This window comes from Shewanella sp. SM29 (assembly GCF_025654245.1).
GTDB lineage: Bacteria > Pseudomonadota > Gammaproteobacteria > Enterobacterales > Shewanellaceae > Shewanella > Shewanella oncorhynchi.
Genome location: NZ_JAKKRN010000018.1, coordinates 80,706 through 98,548, shown reverse-complemented (window position 1 = coordinate 98,548; position 17,843 = coordinate 80,706). Strand labels below are relative to the sequence as shown.

General features: G+C 45.3%; 14 protein-coding genes. 7 read left to right on the top strand and 7 right to left on the bottom strand.

The window, feature by feature from the left end:
- The 3 genes from L5L77_RS13860 to yjgA all read right to left on the bottom strand — a co-directional run.
- The coding region (locus tag L5L77_RS13860; protein ID WP_263142523.1) for a transposase domain-containing protein at positions 1-181 on the bottom strand (181 nt) is incomplete at its 3' end.
- Between the two features lie 103 nt (positions 182-284).
- Positions 285-2,786 carry an Ig-like domain-containing protein gene (locus L5L77_RS13855; RefSeq protein ID WP_263222961.1) on the bottom strand — a complete coding sequence of 834 codons (2,502 nt, stop codon included), beginning with the start codon at positions 2,784-2,786 and terminating at the stop codon, positions 285-287.
- A gap of 29 nt (positions 2,787-2,815) precedes the next feature.
- On the bottom strand, positions 2,816-3,352 hold the full coding sequence (gene yjgA / locus L5L77_RS13850; RefSeq protein ID WP_263222960.1) for a ribosome biogenesis factor YjgA: 537 nt from the start codon (positions 3,350-3,352) through the stop codon (positions 2,816-2,818).
- 437 nt (positions 3,353-3,789) lie between these two features.
- On the opposite strand from yjgA, the gene pmbA reads away from it, so the two are divergent.
- On the top strand, positions 3,790-5,133 hold the full coding sequence (gene pmbA / locus L5L77_RS13845) for a metalloprotease PmbA (RefSeq protein ID WP_105251299.1): 1,344 nt from the start codon (positions 3,790-3,792) through the stop codon (positions 5,131-5,133).
- A gap of 250 nt (positions 5,134-5,383) precedes the next feature.
- On the opposite strand, the gene L5L77_RS13840 is transcribed toward pmbA, so the two are convergent.
- Together L5L77_RS13840 and L5L77_RS13835 are read right to left on the bottom strand one after the other, a co-directional pair.
- On the bottom strand, positions 5,384-7,510 hold the full coding sequence (locus L5L77_RS13840) for a TonB-dependent receptor (RefSeq protein ID WP_263222958.1): 2,127 nt from the start codon (positions 7,508-7,510) through the stop codon (positions 5,384-5,386).
- 245 nt (positions 7,511-7,755) lie between these two features.
- Positions 7,756-8,604, bottom strand: coding sequence for a substrate-binding periplasmic protein (locus tag L5L77_RS13835; protein ID WP_317629712.1), 849 nt, complete (start codon positions 8,602-8,604; stop codon positions 7,756-7,758).
- A 266-nt stretch (positions 8,605-8,870) separates the two neighbouring features.
- Here L5L77_RS13835 and L5L77_RS13830 point away from each other — a divergent pair, with 266 nt between their 5' ends.
- Both L5L77_RS13830 and fumC read left to right on the top strand, forming a co-directional pair.
- Entirely contained in the window at positions 8,871-9,095 is a 225-nt protein-coding gene (locus tag L5L77_RS13830) for a ribosome alternative rescue factor ArfA (protein WP_131523432.1), read from the top strand.
- 209 nt (positions 9,096-9,304) lie between these two features.
- Positions 9,305-10,708, top strand: a complete 1,404-nt coding sequence (fumC, locus tag L5L77_RS13825) for a class II fumarate hydratase (RefSeq protein ID WP_263222956.1) — start codon at positions 9,305-9,307, stop codon at positions 10,706-10,708.
- A gap of 212 nt (positions 10,709-10,920) precedes the next feature.
- On the opposite strand, the gene rimO is transcribed toward fumC, so the two are convergent.
- Complete coding sequence (gene rimO, locus L5L77_RS13820) at positions 10,921-12,339, bottom strand: 30S ribosomal protein S12 methylthiotransferase RimO (protein WP_219250655.1); 1,419 nt, start codon at positions 12,337-12,339, stop codon at positions 10,921-10,923.
- 417 nt (positions 12,340-12,756) lie between these two features.
- Here rimO and L5L77_RS13815 point away from each other — a divergent pair, with 417 nt between their 5' ends.
- From L5L77_RS13815 to L5L77_RS13800, 4 genes are all read left to right on the top strand, one after another.
- A complete protein-coding gene (locus L5L77_RS13815) occupies positions 12,757-13,470 on the top strand; it encodes an oxidative stress defense protein (RefSeq protein WP_263206857.1) in 714 nt (237 codons plus the stop codon).
- Positions 13,471-13,676: 206 nt separating this feature from the next.
- A complete protein-coding gene (locus tag L5L77_RS13810; protein WP_113940061.1) occupies positions 13,677-14,453 on the top strand; it encodes an EAL domain-containing protein in 777 nt (258 codons plus the stop codon).
- Positions 14,454-14,593: 140 nt separating this feature from the next.
- Positions 14,594-15,445 carry a class I SAM-dependent DNA methyltransferase gene (locus tag L5L77_RS13805; protein WP_105251307.1) on the top strand — a complete coding sequence of 284 codons (852 nt, stop codon included), beginning with the start codon at positions 14,594-14,596 and terminating at the stop codon, positions 15,443-15,445.
- A gap of 601 nt (positions 15,446-16,046) precedes the next feature.
- On the top strand, positions 16,047-16,625 hold the full coding sequence (locus tag L5L77_RS13800; RefSeq protein WP_263222955.1) for a porin family protein: 579 nt from the start codon (positions 16,047-16,049) through the stop codon (positions 16,623-16,625).
- Positions 16,626-17,095: 470 nt separating this feature from the next.
- Here L5L77_RS13800 and L5L77_RS13795 read toward each other — a convergent pair whose 3' ends face one another.
- On the bottom strand, positions 17,096-17,839 hold the full coding sequence (locus L5L77_RS13795; RefSeq protein ID WP_263222953.1) for a class I SAM-dependent methyltransferase: 744 nt from the start codon (positions 17,837-17,839) through the stop codon (positions 17,096-17,098).
- Between the last annotated feature and the right edge of the window lie 4 nt (positions 17,840-17,843).

The window sequence follows — 17,843 nt, the reverse complement described above, 5'->3', positions numbered from 1 at the left end:
CCCAAATCATCGCGTCCATCGGCAATTTACGCCGTCTTAACGTCGCAACGCCCTGAGAGTCTAGGCAAGATTGAATTAACTCAGGTTCTAACACATCTGCTAAGCAGGTGAATTCGGTTAGGCGGGTAATATGAGTACGGGCGAGTGCTTCTGAGAGTTGCATAAAAAAATCCGATGACATGAGGTCATCGGATTTTGATCTTTTCAGCGAGATCGTCAAGCGATCTGTCTTAACTGATCGGCATTACGCATTCGCGGGTCTTTTCAGTTTGCTTAATTGAGTTTTAAAGCGCTGGTACTGTGAAACCTAAGCCATCAGTGACCACATTTTTAGGGGTCGTGACTTTCACCGATACGCTGGTGTTGGCCGATGCCGTAAATTTCAGTGGTGAACCTAGACTGCCTTTCGCATACACAGTATTGGGAACCTCGAAGGTTTTAGGGGTTCCAGCACAATCCACGCAAAGTTCGATACTTGTCTGAGCTGGCATGATTTGATTCGCACTGTCGTGGACAAATACTACAAATTCAGAACTAGCACCAACGGCCACAGGTTTGATGTCATTCACACTCGGCAATAACACACCGTCTTGCATCACACTGATATAAGCCTGTGAGCCTGACATGCTCATTACTAAGGCTTTGCGGATATAGGTTTTATTGGCTTGGCCTTTGCCGCAGAGTGCGCTTTCGCATTGTGGACCGTTAAATTTACCATCGGCAAAACTATATTCTTTTGCTTGAGTATTCCAAAATGGTTCGGCTGAATTCCTAATGCCATCTTCATTGTCATCCCTAAACGCATCACCTAGATCACTAAAACCACTAGGAAGATAGGCTTCGATGTCCATACCATTGCCTGTGCATTTTTTCGCAACGCCTGAATTCGTTAAACAAGCCAAGTCAGGCACAGGCGTGCCATTGATGTCTTTACTAACATCAGCATCATCAAAGATGTTATTGCCATTGGTATCGAAGAAGGTTTCGTGACCTAAGGCATAAGCAAGAATCGTGATGCGGTGATCGGGTACTCGTGCCGTTTGTGAAGTCCAAACAACGCTACAAGTCCCATTTTTAGTTAAACATGATGTTGGGATCTGGCCACCTTCTGTCGTGAAGTTGACAGCAGTATCATCGGGCGCTGGATTGCCAAAACTATCGGAGGCTCGAATGGTGATCGTTGCGGTTTCACCATTAAAGTCACCCGCTTCTGGATTGAATACTGTCGTTGATAGACTAAATCCAAGTTGTTGAGGTAGACCAGTATTCACGGTTAACTGTTCAGATTGGCTAGTGATGACTTCTTTAGTATCAGTATCAACAGCAGTGGCGACCACGCGCACAGGCGTGGGTACTGTGCCGGATAATACGCGCACACTGGCGATACCTTGGGAGTTAGTCAGGCTTTGCGCATTCGCAGTGCCATTGGCAAAACTTAAACCACCGACAACCGTATCTAAGGTAAAGCTGACATTCTGTTGCGCTGCGGGTTGGCCATTGGCGCTGGTGACTTTGAAGCTGACTAAAGAGGATTCGCTTGAACCCGTACCGCCCGCACCTTTAATGCGAATTTGTGCCGGCTCTGCCGACTCAAAACTTAAGCTGGCAAGCGTTTGGCGTTGTAGAGTAAATGGGAAATTCGCCGTTAACGTCTGATTGCCCGCTACTGTCGTGGCGACGATTTGGTCGCTACGTTCACTGTTGCCACTGCAACTTGTGTCTTGGAAGGTCGAGCCCGCATTACCCGATAAGGTTGTAACTGGGGTATCGAGTGTGGCGCTATTGTTTGTGGTGCAATCTGAGCTAAAGCTGATGGAAGAGGGTGTTTGTACTCGCGTAACCGTGCCGTCATTGGCCTCTAATACTAAACTTGCACTTACACCAAAACTACCGCCTGCACTGATTTTATATTTGCCATTGGCATCGGCGGTTAAGGTGCTCGCCAATTGACCTTCGGTAAAGACTGCACCATTGAATGAGCCGATTTTCAGCGTGCCTTCTTGATTGACGGCATCTTTACTCAAGACTTCATACAAACTGCTGGTTTGCAGCAATTGACCTTGATAGTCCACAGTGACCGTTAAGGCATTTGCCCCTAATTCAGTTGCACTTGGCGTATAGGGGACCTGCGCAATACCTTGAGTGTTGGTCAACGCACTGGCAGGATTGAGCGCCGCTGAACCTGCAGTAAAGGTGACTTTAGCGCCTTCGATACCTTTGCTTTCGCTATCGAGCAATATGGCTTGTAATTGCACCGACTCATCGACTTTAAAGCGAGTGACTAAGGCTGAGCTGTTTAAAATACTGGCGCTGAGTTTGGGTGTTTCAATGGTGTTGCCATTGTCTGAACCAACGAACTCGTAGTTACGGCTTGCAGTTAATGCGTCTGCATCAGACGGCGTATAGCTCGCCGTTACCGTACCAGCTTCTGCTGTTAATGTCGGGTTAGAAATGATGACTTCAGCAACGCCATCTGCATTGGTGAGTTTTGTTGCTGGCGCAACAGTACCTAAGGTCGCAGCGAAGCTAATCAGTTGGCCGCTAAGTTTACTCGAACCCTTTTTTAAGGTAGCGACGGCACAAAAACTCGTATCGGAGGCAAAGCTTAAATTGGTGGTTGCATCGGCGCACTTGCCGTTAACTACAGTTTTATAGCCCAGCGTTAAGCTGTAGCTGTCTGTTGTTCCGTCAGTGTCGGTGCCATCAGCTGCGCCATTACAACCACTGAGCGCTAATGCGCCCAGTAATGCCCAAGAAAATACCGATAACGTTTTGCTAAGTCGCATAAGCAACATCCTTGTGGGGCTGAAGTTAATTAGTCTTGGATTTCGCTGCGTAGATATTTAAACAGCTCTTTAGATGATTTTGATTCTGGGCCTTTGGCCAGTTCTTTGGTGGCTTGACGCACCAAAGTACGCAGTTTTTGTCTGTCTAATTGCGGATAATGCTCGACGACAGTTTGAATCTCATCATCACCTTGGGTGAGTAAGCGTTCACGCATTTTTTCGAACATTTGTAACTTAGCTGTCTCGTTGTTATTTTTATTCAACACGATAGCGAGTGAAGCCTTGATAGGCTCAATATCAAAATTACGCATCAATTTGCCGATATACTGCATGTGGCGACGATACGCCTCAGTATTGGCCTTGATTTTGCGTGTTTGCAGGATAGCGTCGTACAAAAACTCATCTAGCTCGATTTTATCTAGCTGAGTCTTGCTCAGTGAAACAAGCTCCATACCGACTTTTTGCACGGCTTCGCTATCACGCTTGTCCGTTGTTTTGCTGCTGACATAATCTTCATCTATGTCGTAGGGCTGTTTAAAATGTTCTGAATCACCAACAATCTTCATATAGATAAAACCTCAAGTAAATAACTGGCTAATAATAACATCTCCAGCCAAAAATCGCCTAGGTGAATGTGTTTATACCCAAGCTACCTGAAGATACGAGTTTCAGAGCGCCTAGGGTGCTTCAATTCAAGGCGCATCAATGACAGAATGTCGGCCACCTTTTGAATTGATGCAACACGGAAGTGGAGTGCCCTAGGCGCTCCGTCCCGGCGGGTTTTAACGCACTTTATGCTGTGTTGGTTATTTTTAACTTAGCCCGCTAGGTCTGCAAATAACCGCCTTGCCTAAAGTGCGTTAAACTCCCGCTGAATCCTGCATCTTCAGGTTGTTTGGGTATAGGATACGCTCTCAAGCCTAAGTCAGCCGCGAATAATTAATGTGAATGGGATTTGTGTTTGTTATGCTACGGCAATTGCCGACAACGAAAGAGTAGCTTTGTGTCTTTGAACAGAATCGATAGTGAATTAGGCGCGCTGAAAGATGCGGTGGCCGTGGCGCTGGAATATGCCAACAAATTAGGAACGAACGCTGCCGAAGTGGCGATCAGTAAACAACAAGGTTTGTCGGTTTCTACCCGTTTAAAAGAAGTTGAAACCGTTGAATTTAATAAAGATGGTGCCTTAGGGATTACGGTTTACCGCGATGGTTGCAAGGGCAGTTCATCGACGTCGGATTTAAGTCCAGAGGCCATTGCCCTCGCGGTGAAAGCGGCCGACGATATCGCCCGTTATACTTCTCCCGATCCATTCAGTGGCCTTGCCGATAAAGCCTTGATGGCAAATCAGATCCGCGATCTTCAACTGTATTATCCACAAGATATTTCCCCCGATGAGTTAGCGCAACTGGCAATCCGCGCCGAAACTGCGGCGCTCGATGCCGATCCACGTATCAATAATTCCGACGGCGCCAGTGCCAATGCTCACACCGCGGTTAAAGTGTATGGCAACAGCCACGGTTTCTTAAACGGTTATTGCAGCTCGCGTTATAGCTTGAGTTGCAGCGTGATTGGTGAAGATAGCGAAGGCAATATGCAACGGGATTACGATTACACTATCGCCCGTAAATTCAGCGAGATGCTTGCACCTGAAACGGTAGGTTTAAAGACCGCCGAGAAGACAGTAAGCCGCCTCGGTGCGCGCAAGATCGCGACGACGCGTTTACCCATTTTATTAGCGCCAGATATCGCCACAGGGTTAATCGGCCACTTTATCGGAGCGATCAGCGGTGGCAGTTTATACCGTAAATCCAGTTTCTTATTGGATTCGATCAACACCCAAATCTTCCCCGATTGGTTCAATATCGAAGAGCAGCCACATTTACTGGGTGCTCTAGCGAGTGCGAACTACGACAGTGAAGGCGTGGCGACCCAAGACAGACGCATTATTGACCGCGGCATGTTAGAAACCTATTTGCTGACCAGCTACTCGGCGCGCAAGTTAGGCTTAACCAACACGGGCCATGCGGGCGGTATTTATAACTGGACGCTCGGCCACACAGGCCAAACCTTCGACGAATTGGTGAAAGACATGGGCACAGGTTTGATTGTGACCGAAGTCATGGGCCAAGGCGTGAACATGGTAACGGGCGATTATTCCCGTGGTGCGGCGGGTTTCTACGTTGAAAACGGTGAGATCCAATATCCAGTGGAAGAGATCACTATCGCGGGTAACTTAAAAGAGATGTTCCGTGGTGTGCAAGCCGTGAGTAAGGATTTTGATTTGCGCTCATCGATTCGTACCGGCGGTATCTTGTTATCTGAAATGAAGATTGCGGGTAACTAATCCATAGTGTCACTCGTTCCTCCGTGCTGCATAGTGCGCTTAAGTCGTCTCAGTGCTTTAGTGCCAGTACTTTAGTGTTAGTAGCATGAATGTGGTTTGAGCATAAAAAGGGCAAGCGATTAATCACTTAATCTGCTTGCCCTTTTTGTTTAACGTTTGGATTAGAGCTGTTCGGCCTAAAAATCCGCGCCGTTAAAAACCATGTGGTTAAAAACGATGTTGTTAAAAACAGTGCCTTTAAAATCAGTCGTTAAAATGCATAGCTTGCGCTGAGTTCAAACGAGCGACCTGCACCGGCAATCTGGTTAAAGCCATTGGTATTATCGGCCTTAAATTCAGCCACACTCACGCCGCCCAGTGGCAGCTCATAGTAGCTGTCGAACAGATTATTCACGGCGAAGGTAACAGTCAGATCCTGCCACTTCATGCTGCTGTTCAAATTGAGCAAGGAGTAGCTGTCGGTTTCATTTTCAAGGCGGCGGTCATCTACGCGATCTTTGGTCGCAACCCATTGCCATGAAAGACTGTTTTCCCACTGACCTAACTGATGTTGCAGTGCCAGCTCAGTTTGCAACGGCTTGATTTGATATAAAGGTTCATCACCTTCATCTCGCTCGCCACGGGTTACATTCACTTTGCCTAACACTTGCCATTTACCTGTGCTGGTTTCGGCAAACTGATAGAGCGCATTAAAACGTGCGCCATAGAGATTGGCATCTAAGTTAGTGAATTGGAGAATATTGCGTTTGCCATCAGGCGAACTGGTGCGATTGAAGCTACCAATGACTTCGGCATCGACATAGTCAGTCACAGCTGTGTACCAAGCTGTGGTCGAGACTTGCCAGCTATCATCGTTATATTTGTAGGCTGCGCTCAGGGTATGGGCGGTTTCTGGTTTAAGATCCGGATTACCCACATAACCATTACCATCACCATACCAACCTATCATAGTGGTCGCCATAGTGCCGCGGCCCCAGCTGTAACGTTCGTACAGATTCGGTGCACGATTCTTGCGGGCTAAACTAAACTCAAGTTGTTGATTAGTCGATAATTGATAGCGCGCCAGTAAGGTGGCATCGATCAGATTATCATCACGTTTTCTGTCCATCGCATTAAAGGCTTTTGCCGCTTCGGCGTCGACATTGGGCATGCCCATCATAGGCATGTTGCTATAGGCTTGGACTTCACCTGTATTGGTGGTGACATACTCAAAGCGAACACCCGCCGATAACCACCAGCTTTGACTTAAATCTTGCTGCCATTCGCCATAAACGGCGGCGCGTTTTCGCTGGCCATCGTTGATGTTGATGTAGTCATTGGGCGCCATCATAGTGCCAGGCACCGCAGGCCAAACATCGTCGAGCTGGTAGCTATAGTATTCTTGGCCGACCAGTAAGGTGCTGTCATCACCAATTGGCAAACGCCAGTGTAGTTGATAGCTGTAGTCATCACCTTCAGTGTTCATTGGCATCTTGCCGGTTTTTTCTGGGGTGAAAAAGCCCATCTCGTGTTTCACGCCGTGCCAGTTTACTTGGGCACTGAATTCACCGTCATCGTCGAGTTTGAGTTGATAACGGGCGAGGGCACCGTAACTCTTGTTATCCGTCATATCCATATATTGGTTAGCAAAACCTTGGAATGGAATATTTTGGTGGGTCAATTTGATGGCAACTTCTTGAGTCTCATCGCGCCATGCGGCTGTCAGTGCATGGTTTTGTGCGCGGTATAGAGTATCTATGACTTTATCGCCATTGCCATCTTTATAGCTGTTGGCATCTTCATAGGCGCCTTGATAGCTAAGGCTGACATTTTTGCTGGCAACTGTGGCATTGGTGCCGAGTAGCAAGGTGTCGCTCACACTGCGATATCCCGTTGAGATATCACCGCTATTCCACTTGATGCTATCGCTTTCACCAAATTTAGGGTTAAGGCTGCTAACCTTAATCACGCCCGCAATATTGTCGCCACCGGCACTGACTGGCGATACGCCCGCAATCACTTCGGCTGCGGTGACTTGATTGGCGGAAATATAGGACAGCGGGGGATTCATTTGGTTTGCACAGGACGAGGTAATGTCTGCGCCATCAACCAGCACTTTGATGCGATCTCCCATCATGCCATTGAGGATAGGTAGGGCGGATACGCCGCCCGCTTCGGAGAAATCGACTCCTTGCCCTTTCAGTAGATTTTCAGCCGAGCCTAAGGCGTTACGGTTTTCGGTCTGTTGGCCATGGACCTCTAAGCGTTCAATATTGGCTAATTCACTATCGTCAGCCATGGCCTGTGGCGCTAGCGATAAGCCCATGGCGATTGCGAGGGATGAGGAAATTACTGAAGTTTTAAACGGGTGAGATAAATACGCAGAATTTGCAGCCATCTTATTGTCTTCCATTCACTTGGATTAATTGCGCTGCATTATAAAGAGCATCTCAGTGTGGCAGGTGCGGCATATTGTCGCAGAGGGTAACAAAGCGAGTTAAAACATCAGAATATGGCTTGAGCAGAAGACAAGTTTTCCACTTTTTAATCAGTTAGGCATGATTCTCTTAGCTCTTTATTGGTACCTCAATTGATAAGAGGTCCAATAGAACTCTGCGTTAGCGGTACTTTTTGTGATTTAAGCTAGCCAAAATACTTGCTATACAAGCGCTGAGTTTCACCTTGGGAATCCATATCGGCGAGTGCTTTGGCAAATTCAAAGACTTTAGAATCTGGTGTTAACACAGTGGGACTGTTATCTGGGCTGATGGGGATATCGGCGCGATAGTTGGGGTTGTGTCTACCGCGGTAGTGGCGGCTTTTTTTCGAGAAACCGAGGTACATTTCCTGCGGTAATTCGCTGTAGTGATAGTGGAGTTTAAACTGGCTTTGGTCACGATTTTTGAGGTAATAATGCAAAGTGGTTTGATCATAAATAAAAAAGTCACCTTGGTTTGAAAGTAAATAATCCAAGGCTTTAGGGACGGTTAGCTCAGGCGGTTTGCGTACCTTAATTTTGTCGGGTAAGCCGCCAAAGTCATAACTGCCGGGGGCGATTAAGAGGGTCATCTCATTATGGGCTAACTGTTCAATGGAGCGAATATCGGCGGCGCCAGCACGGCTAATGCCAATCGCACGTTGTGAAAGTCCATTGGGGATAAAATGCGCGTATTGAGCCCGCTCTTCGGTGAAATTAAGGCCGGGATAAAAATCGATATTGCCGAGTTTGAGATCCCGCAGAATACGTAATTTAGGTGCGCGCACCACATTGAGTTTGCAGCCAATCTTGTCCGCCGCCGCTTGGTAGAGTTCGTGATAAAATCCCGTGTTATTGGACTCGTCGCCAATAAAGGGTAAGCGTTCGCTGGTGCGATACCCCATGGTCATCACGCAGGAATCTGAACTGGAAAAAGCACTGGCAAGCGGGGCTTGAAGCGTTATCAGTAAAAGCAGTGCACCGAGCCAAGATTGAGCGACTAACACGGATGTCAAATTGATCTCCTTATCTGTCGATTACAAAGTGTAACCAGAGTGCCAATAAAGGTTATGGCAAAATCCACTCACTAAACCTATTAATAAAATCTTATTGATTATTAAGCTAATATATTATTTTTGTTTGAATAATCTATCATACTTTCCTACTAGTCAAAGTCATTTTTTATGTTGGAGTGCACAAACTCTGTACATCTGATTTGATTGCGTTATAGTTTGCGCTGTTAGGCTATGGGCTTAACTTTCATTAAGCAGTGAGGCATAAAATGACTAAGCAAAAACCGCAAAATATGCCCTTAGAACACGAAAGTGGTCGAGGCACCATTACCGATAACGCACTAAAAGCGTTAGTGACGAGTCCCTTGTTTAGGACCCGCACCGAGAAAGCGAAAAAGGGCAAAGGGTCATACGACCGTAAGGCACAAAACCGAAAGGGGCATCAGCACAAGGGCGATGCCCCTTTTGACTTTCTAGGTCTGCGCTTTTGTTAATCTGCTTTTTTACTACTTTAGTTCGCTGTTTTAGTCTGCTGTATTAGTGCCTCGTTAATCCTACCAATTCATGCTTCTCCACCTGCCTTTACGCCAATCTTTACGCTTAAATCAGCCTTATTATTGATACTCCTTGTTGGAGGTTAATTGTACTTTCGCCCTGAGCGAGTATGGTGAACGCTTAGAGCGTTTTAGCGAAGGAGATGCACATGGCACAGCAATATCGAGTTGAACACGACACTATGGGTGAGGTGAAAGTCCCCGCCGATTGTTATTGGGGCGCACAAACCGAGCGTTCGCGGCAGCACTTTCGTATTGGTGCTGAGGCATCTATGCCTGTCGAAGTGATCCACGCTTTTGGCTATTTAAAGAAAGCCGCCGCTATTACCAATCAACAACTTGGCATCTTGCTCCAAGATAAAGCTCAACTGATTGCCCAAGTGTGCGATGAGCTGATTGCAGGCGAACTCGATGCGCAATTTCCTTTAGTGATTTGGCAAACGGGCTCGGGCACGCAAACCAATATGAACGTCAATGAGGTGATTGCCTATCGCGGCCATGTGCTCTCGGGTGGGCAACTTATCGATGCGGTTAAATGCTTGCACCCCAATGATGATGTTAACCGCTCGCAATCCTCCAACGATACTTTTCCCACCGCCATGCACATTGCCGCCTATCGTCAAGCCGTAGAGCTGGTTTTGCCCTGCATGAGGTTATTGCAGCAGAGCTTGCAGGATAAGGCCGAGGAGTTTGCGCACCTAGTCAAAATCGGTCGCACACATTTTATGGATGCAACACCGTTAACCTTAGGCCAAGAGTTTTCGGGTTACGCCGCGCAGTTAAGTCATGCCATCGAAGGCATTGAGCACAGTCTCAAGCGGGTGGCCGAGTTAGCCTTAGGTGCGACCGCCGTCGGCACTGGGCTGAATACACACAAGGATTACGCCGTTAAGGTGGCGGACAATATCGCAAAACTCACTGGGTTGCCCTTTGTGACGGCGCCGAATAAGTTTGCTGCCCTTGCTGCCCACGATGAATTAGTCGCCCTGTCGGCGGCCTATAAAGTGGCGGCGGTCAGTTTAATGAAGATCGCAAATGATATTAGGATGTTAGGTTCTGGTCCGCGCTGCGGCATCGGTGAGTTATTACTGCCTGAAAATGAACCCGGTTCCTCCATTATGCCGGGAAAAGTGAACCCGACTCAGGTCGAGGCTATGACTATGGTGTGCGCGCAAATCATGGGTAATGATGTCGCCGTTGGGATTGGCGGCAGCAATGGTCAGTTTGAGCTCAATGTGTTTAAGCCGATGATTATCGCCAATGTGCTGCAATCGGGGCGCTTATTGGGGGATGCTTGCCAATCGTTTCGCGATCATTGCGTGGTCGGCATAGTGGCGAACGAGCCACAAATCGCGCTGCATGTGGAGAACTCACTCATGTTAGTGACGGCGCTAAATCAACATATCGGTTATGAAAAGGCCGCTAAGATAGCCAAAAAAGCCCATAGCGAGCATAAGACACTGCGCCAAGCGGCATTAGAACTTGAGTTTGTGACAGCAGAAGAGTTCGAGCTGTGGGTCGATGCCAATAAGATGTTGGGACCCGATGCTTAATGCTTAATTCAAAACGTCTCATCCTAGCTGCTGATAAATCAGCGAAATTGAGGCTGGCAATGAATCAATATCGTGGGCCAAGACAGTGTGAAGAAACAGTGGAGTAAGGATGCTGAAGCATTCGCAGTGTTAATGCTTACGAAATGATAAAAACAAAAAGCGAACCAGAGGTTCGCTTTTTGAGTCATAGCCTGTCCTATAGTCAGAACAGCTTAGTCTTGGGTGTCAGCGTCGACTACTTCAGCCCACAGATCGTGTTCATCTGAATGGGTGATGCGGGCACGAACCAACATACCAGGTTCTAGCTCAGTTTCACCATTGATAAACACCATGCCGTCGATTTCTGGTGCATCGGCGAAGCTGCGGCCAATGGCGCCTTCTTCGTCGACATCGTCAATCAGAATATCTAAAGTACGGCCAACGAAACGGGCTAAACGCTCGGCGCTGATCTCGGCTTGGAGTTCCATAAATCTGTGGTATCTGTCTTCTTTAACTTCTTCGCTGATAAGCTCAGCGATAGTGTTGGCGACAGCGCCATCGACTTCAGAATATTTAAAGCAACCTACGCGGTCGAGACGAGCTTCTTTCAAGAAATCGAGCAGGATTTGGAAATCCTCTTCGGTTTCACCTGGGAAGCCAACGATGAAGGTTGAGCGGATCACTAGATCTGGGCAGATTTCACGCCAGCGTTGAATCGCTTCTAACTGACGGTCAACACGGCCTGGACGCTTCATCATCTTGAGGATGCGCGGGCTAGCATGCTGCATTGGAATATCCAAATATGGCAGGATCAAACCTTCGGCCATCAAGGGGATCAAATCGTCAACCCATGGGTATGGATAGATGTAATGCAGACGCACCCAAGCGCCCATTTTACCCAGTTGGCGCGCTAGGCTAGTAATGTCTTGCTTGACTGGCATACCGTTCCAAAAATCGGTACGACCGCCTTTGTCTTTGCCGTAGGCCGAGGTGTCTTGGCTCACAACTAGAATTTCTTGTACGCCTGATTCCACTAAACGCTTAGCTTCATCTAAGATGCTGCCCGCTGGGCGGCTGTCGAGATCGCCACGTAGCGAAGGGATGATGCAGAAAGTACAACGGTTGTCGCAACCTTCTGAAATCTTTAAATAAGCGTAATGCTTAGGCGTTAACTTAACCCCAGTTTGTGGGATTAATGATGTGAAAGGGTTGTGCTCTGGCTTAGGCACGTACTTGTGAACATGCTTTAACACGGCTTCGTAGCTGTGTGGGCCTGTGATTTCTAACACATCTGGGTGCACTTCACGGATTTGGTTTTCTTTGGCGCCAAGGCAGCCAGTGACGATCACTTTGCCGTTTTCTTCTAAGGCTTCACGCACAGCATCTAGAGACTCTTCCACCGCAGCATCGATAAAGCCGCAGGTATTGACGATAACTAAGTCGGCATTGTCGTAGCTGTTAGTGACTTCGTAGCCGTCGATGCGTAACTGAGTCAGAATACGCTCTGAATCCACGAGGTTTTTTGGGCAGCCCAAAGACACGAAACCGATGCGATTCCCAGTGGCAACAGCATTAGTGCTTGCTGCTTCTAATGTTTTGACTGGGATATCAAGCGTGGTCGTTTGCTTGGGTTTAAAAGTTTCAACTGTCATGGTTTCTCGCTGAGGTATAAGCCGCCTTAAAAAAGTTGGCGGATTATACCTGAAGTGATTAAAAGGTACAGTAGCTTTGGCTGAAAAGTGTACAGCTGGGGCGCTGAATATGCCAGTTAACCCTAAGGCCTATTTTGGGTGTGGATATAGGAAGACAAGCCAAAGATCCAAGGTCGAACTCATCTGGATAAAAAGCGCTAAACAATTTTCAGAAAAATTAACCCTTTTTAAAATTGGCCGCGTTTATAGGGGCAAGAGACAATTTCTTGATGCTGTTACATATTGGCACAAGTATTGGCACTTTTTACTGATAGCCTAAGCGCTAAATAAGCGACACAGTCGTTTTAGCCGTCTCGTTTTGAATATGCGTTCTATTTGAAGTGGTTTAGGTATAAGCACATTATTTTGGAGTAAGTTATGAAAAATTCTCTTTTAGCGGTATTGGTGGCGGGTGGTCTTTTTTCTAGCGCGTTTATGGCGCCAGCGGTACTCGCCGCTGAGGTCGATTTCCCGCATATTGAAACCATGGGGGTCAGCCAAATCCAAGTCGAGCCCGATATGGCGGATGTGAATGTGGAAGTGGCCGTGACCGAAAAAACCGCTAAAGCCGCCAAAGATAATTCCGATGCCGCCGTGGCTAAGTTTATCGCCCGTCTCACCGCAGCGGGTGTGACTAAAGATCAGATCCAGAGCGCGAATTTAAATCTTCAACCGCAATACGTCTATGTGCAGGATAAAGCGCCAGAGCTGACGGGTTATACTGCCAGTCGCCAAATTACCGTGACGGTAACAGACTTAAGCCGCTTGAATGCTATTTTAGATTCTGCCTTAGAAGAGGGCATGAATCGGGTCAATAACATCGCCCTTAAGTCGAGCAAAGAAGCTGAATACGTCGCCAAAGCACGTCAAGCCGCGATTGTGGATGCCAAACAAAAAGCCGAATCTTTGGCTAAAGGCTTTGGTGAAAATCTCGGTAAGATTTGGCAGATCCGTTATTACGATCAACGCCCTGTGCAACCTGTCATGTTGCGTATGAGCGCTAAAGCCGATGCCATGGGCGCCGCCGAGAGCTATCAGTACGGTCAAGTGAGCATAGAAGATAGAGTTGAAGTGGTTTATAAACTGAAGTAAATCAGTCTGAGGCCTATGGTGATGGATGAAGCTCCTATTGGGATTCATCCATTTTTTTTATGTCGTTTACAATCGTTTTATATTTTTGGAAATAGCATTCTTCACTCTAATATGTGATGGATTTTATTAGGATGATGAACAGTAAAAACTGGCAAATTTAAGTATTTATCCTCACACTAGTAAGGTTAATGTTTAGGAGGCCGTTTATGGATTTTCCCGCTCGAATAAAGCAACAAACTTGCATGGATTGCTTAAGTGGTAAGTCATTAGGATTTGAAATTCGAATGGCATTTCAACCTATTATCCATTGGCCTAGTCGTGAGATTAGCGGTTATGAAGCTCTGGTCAGAGGCCCTGATGGTGAAGGGGCTGCGTGGGTGTTTGAGCGGATTAATGAAAATAATAAATACTATTTTGATCAGGCTTGCCGTGTTAAAGCGATAGAAACCGCTTCAAAGCTGGGACTCGATAAGATGCTCAGTATCAACTTTTTACCTAATGCCGTATATAACCCTGAGACCTGTATCCGCGCGACGATTGAAGCCGCCGACATGTATGGGTTTGATATTCACAAAATCATGTTCGAAGTGACTGAGGGCGAGCAAATTGTTGATCGGGCAAAATTAGTCCGTATCTTCGAGAGCTATGCTAAGCGTGGTTTTATCACGGCAATCGATGATTTTGGCAGTGGTTTTGCTGATTTAAGCTGGCTCGAAGCCCTGCGCCCTCAAGTATTAAAACTTGATATGACCTTGATCCGTGATATCGATCTCGATAGAGAAAAGCAGTTAGCCGTGGATGAAATACTGCGTATTTGTTTAGAGCTTAACACAAGAGTTTTGGCCGAAGGCATTGAGACTGAAGCCGAACTTAATTATCTCGCTGGAATAGGGATTGAGTATTTTCAGGGGTATTATTTTGCCAAACCACAACTCGAATATTTAAGTTCCTATGAAGAGCTGAGCTTTCACGCCCCAAAGTAAATGGTTAGGTGGATTGATATCGTTGCACGATTAGAGTGATAACACGTGCAGAGACACGATGGATAATTCTTTGTTTCTGATATCGGCTAACTGATATATCATGCGCCACCTAAAATTGCCCTTGTTACCTATTCGCTACTATGTCTTCCAACGCGCTCTATACCGATTTATCCGGTTATTACGATTTAATGTGTTCCGATATTAACTACCAGCAACAGAGCGCGAGTATTCATCGTCTGCATCAGTTCCTCGGTAATAATGGTAAGCAACATCTTGATTTAGCCTGTGGCACCGGTCCGCATGTGCGGCATTTTATCGACCTTGGTTATCAGTGCAGTGGCCTAGATATCAATCAGCCTATGCTAGACATGGCCATGCGTCGTTGTCCTGAAGCTCAGTTTAACCTCCAAGATATGACGGCTTTTTATTTAGAAGAGCGCGTCGATTTGATTACCTGTTTTTTATACTCCATCCATTACAGTGCTTGCATCGAACGCCTTAAAAGCTGTATCGCCAGTGTGCATAGCGCACTTAATGATGGTGGGCTGTTTTGTTTTAATACTGTCGATAAGCACAGAATCGATAACACAAGTTCGGTTAAGCATTTTGCCGAGTTTGATGGTAGCCATTTCGCATTCGAATCCGGCTGGCATTACAGTGGGCAAGGTGAGAAACAGTCATTAAAGTTGAGTATTGCCAAAAGCAGTCAGCCGTTTGCTGAGGTCTCGCCTTTACCTGTCTCTGATATGAAAGGCTTAGGCTCGCTGGAAGCAGGGTTACACGCCGCAGGTTTGCAAGAAGTGGGCTTACAAGAAGTCCACAGTATTGAGCAATGGCAAGATCAACATGCTATGGTCGCTACCAGCTTCACTGAGCTGCAGGAATTGTTAGCGCCCTATTTTGAAGTGCATGTTTTCGAACACGATTATGAAAGAATTGTCCCGTGGGATTTAGCATCAGGTAATGCGCTGTTTGTTTGCGTGAAGATTTGACCTTCTGTTGAAGTTTGGTAACAGAAGGTCTGCTCATAATGTCAGTGTTACTCGTTAAATCTCGCTTCTCTTTCAGTCTGTTTTTATGTAAAGCCAAATTAAAGTTGTAGGCTTCACTCTTAATTTTTCATCAAGAGTCGACCAAAAGGGGAAAGTACCGTTCCCCTTTTGGATATTCCTTGCCAAATAACGTCCATATTTAACAATTAGTTCGTTATCCATAACTCTTGTTCATAACGCTGCGGCACAGTATTCCCGTTAAAGCTTGCTTTAATAAAGAAGCCGCACAATAGAAATGATAATAGAATTAATTGAATGTAATAAAATTGTATGTTTATTTCATTGCCTATGAAATAGTTACAATTTCACAGGAAATAAATACATTAAGACAGAATTGGCACGGCTTTAGTGTAAGTATGAAAAAAGTTTCATGTGTTTTATAAAAATAGTTAACTTGAATTTAAAATATTAAAATAAATATATCGCATTGATAAGTAAGGTTATTGTTTTCATTATGTATTGAACTGAGTGTGGTTTTGCGAGGTTGGCATTATTTTTGTAATGTCCTTAGTGTATTTAAATAATTAACTAGGAGTACTTTATGAAAAATCCCATTCTTACTTTAGCTGCCATTATTTCTTTAGCCTCTTTTAGTGCATATTCTCATGCAGATAACATGAGCAACAGTGATGCCGCAGAAAACGGAATCTATGTCGGCGCTAACTACGGTTATTTAAAAGTCGATGGCGATGATGATTTTGATGATAATAGTGATGTAATGCAGGGCCTTGTTGGTTATAAGTTTAATAAATACCTTGCTCTTGAAGGTAGTTACATTAACTTTGGTGATTATGGTAATGGTTTAGCAAATGCCGAAACCGATGGTTATACGGCAGCCCTTAAAGTCATGCTTCCCATTGCAGACCGAGTAGAGCTATATGCTAAAGGTGGTCAGTTATGGTATTCGACAGATTATGACGTCGTCGGTTTTTCTGGCAATGACGATGGTGAAGGTGTATTCGCCGGCGCCGGTGTGGCATTTAAAGTCACAGATCGATTTTTAATTAATGCTGAGTACACTTGGTATGATGCAGATATTAATGTCGATAGCGTCGCCAATGGCGGAAAAACAGATACAGACTTTAATCAAGCCAGTTTAGGTGTTGAATATCGATTCTAATTATTCGTTTTTGATATTTATAATTTAATAATTAATTATCTAGGTGTGACACGCTAAGTGTCACACCTTTTTTATATGATTAATATGTCCCTCATAGTTTTTTTAAGCAAAGTAAAAATTAAGGTCGTGGGGCTTCACCCCCCACCCGACCAAAAGGGAAAAAACGCCTATTCCCCTTTTGGAAATCCCCCGGCGTCCCTAGCGAAGTTACATGCATTGACTCTTTATTTATAAAGCAGGGCTTCGTACTTATTCGAAAATAGCTAACGTTTCCTATGGTCCATCCCCGATTAATTAAATAAAGAATCCGAAAGCTAGCTTGGCATCCATTCCAAACTCACGCTATTTTCTTCAACACCCTTCAGCAACTTCGCAGGAGAAGATGAACTTCAGCGGCTTAGGTGTTGGCTGTTATCTTAAAACCTAAAAGAGTTACGCATGTCCTATCTTTTTGTTAGGGTTAAATTTTATCATAAAGGTTTTTTAGCAATCACTATTAAATGGTTTTTTAGGTTTTTATCTATGTTAGATTTGAATGTTTTTGTAAAGCTTTCCGTTACAAACCCAATATCTTCAAGAACACTCTTAACCTTTTTTGCATGACCGGCATATTTGTTGTAAATATAATCATTATAACAAAATTTAGCTCCAGGTTTAAGAACCCTATATATCTCTTTCATCTGGGACTCATATATTTTAAAATGCATTACAAAGCTTGATATCGCACCATCGAAAGATGCGTCATCCGCACTTATAATTCCAGCCTCATTAAATAGGTTGCCCTCAAAATTTATATTTGTAAGTGTGGAGTTGTTATTGTTTGTAACGAAATAGTTTTTCGCTTGATCTAGTGCATATTGCGATATATCTAGTCCTAAAATTTTAGATGGACATGCTTTCGGTTGACGATTTTTAATATATTGAAGAAACATACCTCCACCACATCCGAAATCAATTATCGTCCCTGAGTTAGGTATTTTTGAAAGATTATATATCTCTGATACAACATCCATTGAGTAATCGTAGTCAATAATTTCATCTGCAAGTTTTAATCTAACCTCCGATAACCATGCGACTTCGAGTGAGTTTAATTCGCTTGGTTGTTTGGGTATGTATACTTTATCCATGTATCGATAATATATTCTTGCGCCATAGATAAGAGTATCTGGACCAAAATTATCCCTATTTATTAGGATATCTTTATACCATTCCATCTGA